This is a genomic window from Henriciella aquimarina (assembly GCF_002088975.1).
GTDB classification, from domain to species: Bacteria; Pseudomonadota; Alphaproteobacteria; order Caulobacterales; family Hyphomonadaceae; genus Henriciella; species Henriciella aquimarina.
Map to the genome: position 1 here is coordinate 1 of NZ_NCST01000026.1, position 4,507 is coordinate 4,507.

At 60.7% G+C, this 4,507-nt stretch carries 4 protein-coding genes; all 4 read left to right on the forward strand.

The annotated features are described in order from the left end of the window. On the forward strand, positions 1–730 hold a 730-nt coding region (locus tag B8784_RS03625; protein WP_267889958.1), incomplete at its 5' end, for an amidase family protein. A 39-nt stretch (positions 731–769) separates the two neighbouring features. Next, the gene (locus B8784_RS03630; RefSeq protein ID WP_084396262.1) at positions 770–1,567 is read left to right on the forward strand and encodes an enoyl-CoA hydratase/isomerase family protein; all 798 of its coding nucleotides are present in this window, start codon (positions 770–772) and stop codon (positions 1,565–1,567) included. 243 nt (positions 1,568–1,810) lie between these two features. Next, the gene (locus tag B8784_RS03635) at positions 1,811–3,370 is read left to right on the forward strand and encodes a TonB-dependent receptor (protein WP_233355954.1); all 1,560 of its coding nucleotides are present in this window, start codon (positions 1,811–1,813) and stop codon (positions 3,368–3,370) included. A gap of 171 nt (positions 3,371–3,541) precedes the next feature. After that, the gene (locus B8784_RS03640) at positions 3,542–4,492 is read left to right on the forward strand and encodes an IS110 family RNA-guided transposase (RefSeq protein WP_084396263.1); all 951 of its coding nucleotides are present in this window, start codon (positions 3,542–3,544) and stop codon (positions 4,490–4,492) included. Positions 4,493–4,507 lie beyond the last annotated feature (15 nt).

Here is a 4,507-nt window from a genome sequence, read left to right on the forward strand (position 1 = left end):
GTTCGCCTCCGCCGAAGCCCCGCGCGACGGGCTGTCGCCGACCGGGCGAATCATGGGCCCCTCCAGCCAGCGCCTGAAGATCGCCTTCGCGCCCGAGCCGATGAACGGGGCAAGCCTCGACGCGGAAACGCGCGCCGCCATCGAGCGTACCGCAGACCTCTGCCGCTCGCTCGGCCATGAGGTGATCGACTGGACCATCCCCATCGACGGCAAGGCCTTCCAGGATGAGTTCCTGCTGCTCTGGGCCGCCGGGGCCGCCGAGTTCGCCCAGCAGGCCCAGGCCTTTGCACCCAATAAGGCGCCGGAAGAGATCCTCGAGCCCTGGACGCTGGCGCTCGCCCAGGACTTCATGGCCAAAAAGGACCGGTTCGAGGACGCCATCGCCTATCTGCAGGCCTTTGAGGGCCAGTATCACTCCTGGTTCGAGGACTTCGACGTCCTGCTGACGCCGACCGTCTCGACCCTGCCGCCGAAGATCGGCCAGCAGGCCCCGACGGTGGACTTCGAGACGCTGATGAAGCGGGTCACCGACTTCGTCGCCTTCACCGCGCCGATGAATGTGGCCGGGGCGGCTTCGATGAGCGTGCCCGTGCAGTGGACCGATGGCGGCCTGCCGGTCGGCTCGCTCTTTTCCGGGCGGCGCGGCGACGACGGCAAGCTGCTGGCGCTCGCCTATGAGCTGGAAGAGGCCCAGCCCTGGATCGACCGGGTGCCGGCCCTTGCACGCTAGACGCTTGACGGCGCAGGCGGGCTCTGGAAGCGAAAGCGCATGACAGAGCCTGCCGCGACCGACCTCATCCATCTGCGCCATCATGGCCATGCCGCAGAGATCGTCTTCAACGCCCCGGCCCGGCGCAACGCCTTCAGCCAGGCGATGTGGGCTGCCCTGCCCGGCCTGATCGCAAAGGCCGAGGCCATGCCGGACGCGAGCGCGGTTATCCTGCATGGCGGCGAGACCGGCCATTTCGCCGCCGGGGCCGACATCTCGGAGTTCGAGACGATCTATGCCGATGAGACCGTCGCCGCCGAATCGGCGGAGACGATCGAAAAGGCGCTGACGGCCATCGAGAGCTGTTCGAAGCCGGTGATCGCCGCCATTGAGGGCGCCTGTGTCGGCGGCGGGGTGTCGATTGCGCTGGCCGCCGACCTGCGGATCAGCTCTGAGGCCGCCCGCTTCGGCGTGACGCCCGCCAGGCTCGGCCTGGTCTATCCCGTGCGCGATACCGAACGGCTCGTCCATGCCGTGGGCCCGTCGCAGGCGAAGGACATCCTGTTCACCGGCGCGATCTTCGAGGCCGAGCGCGCCCGCCAGATCGGGCTGGTCGACGCCGTCTGCGAGGCCGGACAGAGCCTCGCGGCGGCGCACGAAAAGGCCGCCACCATCGCCGCCAACGCCCCTTCGTCCGTGCGCGCGATGAAAGAAATCGTGAACCGCATCGCCCAAGGCGAAACCATCAGCGCGCAGGAAAGCCGGGGCGTGTTCGTAAAAGCGACGGCTGGCGCGGACTTCCGCGAGGGGTATCGCGCCTTCCTCGACAAGCGCCGGCCTGATTTTGCATCCGACTAACTGGCCGACAGACCAAGCGATTTGCGCATATCTGGACGGCGTTTACCCCGCGTAAACGCATATGAGTGATGCAATAACGCATCACTTGCCCACTCATTATCGCATGTAGTGAGCTAACATTATTGCAAACGGGCTTGCCGCCTGATTTGCTCGAATGATCCGATACTGCCCGATTCAGGCCAGATCGGGCGGGGGGCAAAGGCCTCAAAAAAGCATAATTATAAAGACATTAGGGAGTCATTTATGCAGCGCAGCAAGTTCCTGTTCTCCAGTGTCGCTCTGGCGGCCATGATCAGCCAGATGCCGGCCCAGGCACAGGCTCAGGAAGAGACCGAAGACCGTGGCAACGCCGTTGACCGCGTTCTCCAGAAAGTGACCGTCTCGGCCACTAAGAAGAAGGATGTCGAGAACGTCCAGGACGTTCCGATCGCGGTGACCGCATTCAACGCGGATACGCTGGACGCCCTTAATGTTACCACGGTCGAAGACCTGTCCTATAGCTCGCCGAACGTCTCGCTGGACGATGTCGGCACGGCCCGCGGCACAGCGAACTTCGCCATTCGCGGCCTCGGCGTGAACTCCTCCATCGCGTCTATCGACCCGGCCGTCGGCGTGTTCGTGGATGGTGTCTATCTCGGCATCAATAACGGCGTCGTCGTCGACCTGTTCGATCTCGAAAGTGTCGAAGTCCTGCGTGGCCCGCAAGGCCTGCTCTTCGGGCGCAACACAACCGGTGGCGCACTGGTGCTGAACACCGCGCGCCCGACGGACGAGTTCTCCTACAAGGCCCGTGCGACGTTTGACGGCCCAATCGATGACGATCGGGGCGGCCTGAATTCGACCGTCCAGGGCATCGTCTCCGGCCCGCTGATCGATGGCGTTTTGAACGGCAAGATCGGCGCCTATTACAACACTGACGCCGGCTACTTCAAAAACCAGTATGACGGCGACAATCATGGCGAAGCCCAGACGGCAATCTACAAGGGGGCGCTGGAATGGTTCCCGACCGAGCGTCTGACCTTCCTGCTCAACGCCCAGTACAACGACTCCTATGTCGATGGCCCGACCGGTCAGAACCGGTCCTATTTCGATCGCGACAGCTTCGATTTCTCGATCAACAATCCGGGCTTCGGCGACAGCGAGACGACCTTTGTCTCACTGCGTACCGACTATGATGTGGACTTCGGTAACGGCCAGATCACCAATATTCTCGGCTATCGCGACTATGCCGGCGACAGCTCCGGCGATATCGACGCGACTCCGTTCACCCTGTTCCACTCACTGGCCGAAATCGCCCAAGAGCAGATCTCCAACGAGCTTCGCTACGCCGGCACCTTTGGCAAGGCGGACGTCACGACGGGGCTCTACTACTTCAACCAGACCCTCGACTATACCGAGATCCGTAACCTGCCCTCGACGCGCCCGGCGGCACTGCCGAGCTCCATTCCGTGGCAGTTCTACGGCGGCGGCAGCCAGGATCACACGGTGTATGGCGCCTTCGCCAATGTCGACTACTCGATCACGCCTGACCTGATCGCGACGCTTGGCCTTCGCTATTCCAGCGAAGAGAAAGATGCCGACGTGACCTATATCCGTCCGCGCTTCGAATGCTCGGTTGTCGACGGCACTTGCCCGGTCGATGGAAACAATGCGCTCCTCGGGGCGCTGGGCGCAACGGAACCGAACGGCTTCTCCGATGGCAATGACTGGTCGAACTGGACACCGAAGCTCGGCCTTCAGTACTTCTGGACCGAAAACGTTCAGACCTACGCTTGTCTTAGAGATTCCTGGTCTTCTGGTTAGAAAAGAACCGCTGGTGGGGACTGCGCAATTTCCCCGCCGGCGTAGAGGAACGGATCGTGCCTGCGCTGGCTGAGTAAGTGCCGTTGGGAAGTTTGATCGTCCTCTTCATTTCCATGCGACCTGAACGGATACGAGGGCATCTAGGCCCGTACGACAAGCAAAGGATCTGGAATGTCCATCGAACCAGTTCGCCAGCATATCGGCGTCGATATTTCAAAGAGCACTCTGGATGCGCACATGTATCCTGAGGGCAGGACCATAACTGTCCCGAATGATAAAAAAGGATTCAGGCAATTGCTGACCTGGATGGCAGGATGTCATCTTGAACAGCTACTCTATGAACCGACCGGGCAGTATCATCTTGCCTTCGAGAAGTTCTTCCTGAAAGCCGAAATACCTCTCGGCAAGGTCAATCCACGGCAGGCTCGACGATTTGCGGACGCATTGGGTGTGTCGGCGAAAACAGACACGATCGATGCCGGGCTTATCGCAAAATACGGGGCGATGATTTCTGTGCGCCGCGTCAGCGACAGAACGATCAAGTTCAATGAAATGAAAGAGCTACAATCGGCTCGGCGCGCTCTGGTGAAAGACAGGACACGCGCGTCCAACCGGTCTTCCGCCCGGATAGCTCCCTTGTTGCGGCGCCAGGCACGGGAAAGGATTGAGCAGATCGACCGTCACATGAAAGCAATCGACGCGGCTCTTCGTTTGCTGGTCCGTGATGATGAATTCCTGAAAGCCAGATTCGACATTCTACAGACTATTCCTGGCATTGGAGAAACAACCGCGATCATGCTTCTGACCGAGATGCCCGAACTCGGCTTCATCGATCACAAGGCGGCCGCCAGTCTTGCAGGACTTGCTCCGATCGCTCGGGACAGCGGCACGTTTCGAGGCAAGCGATACATACAAGGTGGAAGAGCACATTTGCGACAGGCGCTCTATATGCCCACCCTCGTTAGCATAAAGCATAATCCGGAATTCAGCGCGAAATACCAGATGATGGTCGCCACCGGAAAAGCGCCAAAACTGGCCATCACAGCCATAATGAGAAAGCTTATCGTCCTGGCGAACAGTCTGCTTCGCGATAGCCGAAACTGGGTTCCAAGCCGGACTTGACGAAGACGGATACTT

Coding starts and splice junctions, on each gene's coding strand:
- B8784_RS03630 (WP_084396262.1), top strand. CDS start 770: ATGACAGAGCCTGCCGCGACCGACCTCATCCATCTGCGCCATCATGGC.
- B8784_RS03635 (WP_233355954.1), top strand. CDS start 1,811: ATGCAGCGCAGCAAGTTCCTGTTCTCCAGTGTCGCTCTGGCGGCCATG.
- B8784_RS03640 (WP_084396263.1), top strand. CDS start 3,542: ATGTCCATCGAACCAGTTCGCCAGCATATCGGCGTCGATATTTCAAAG.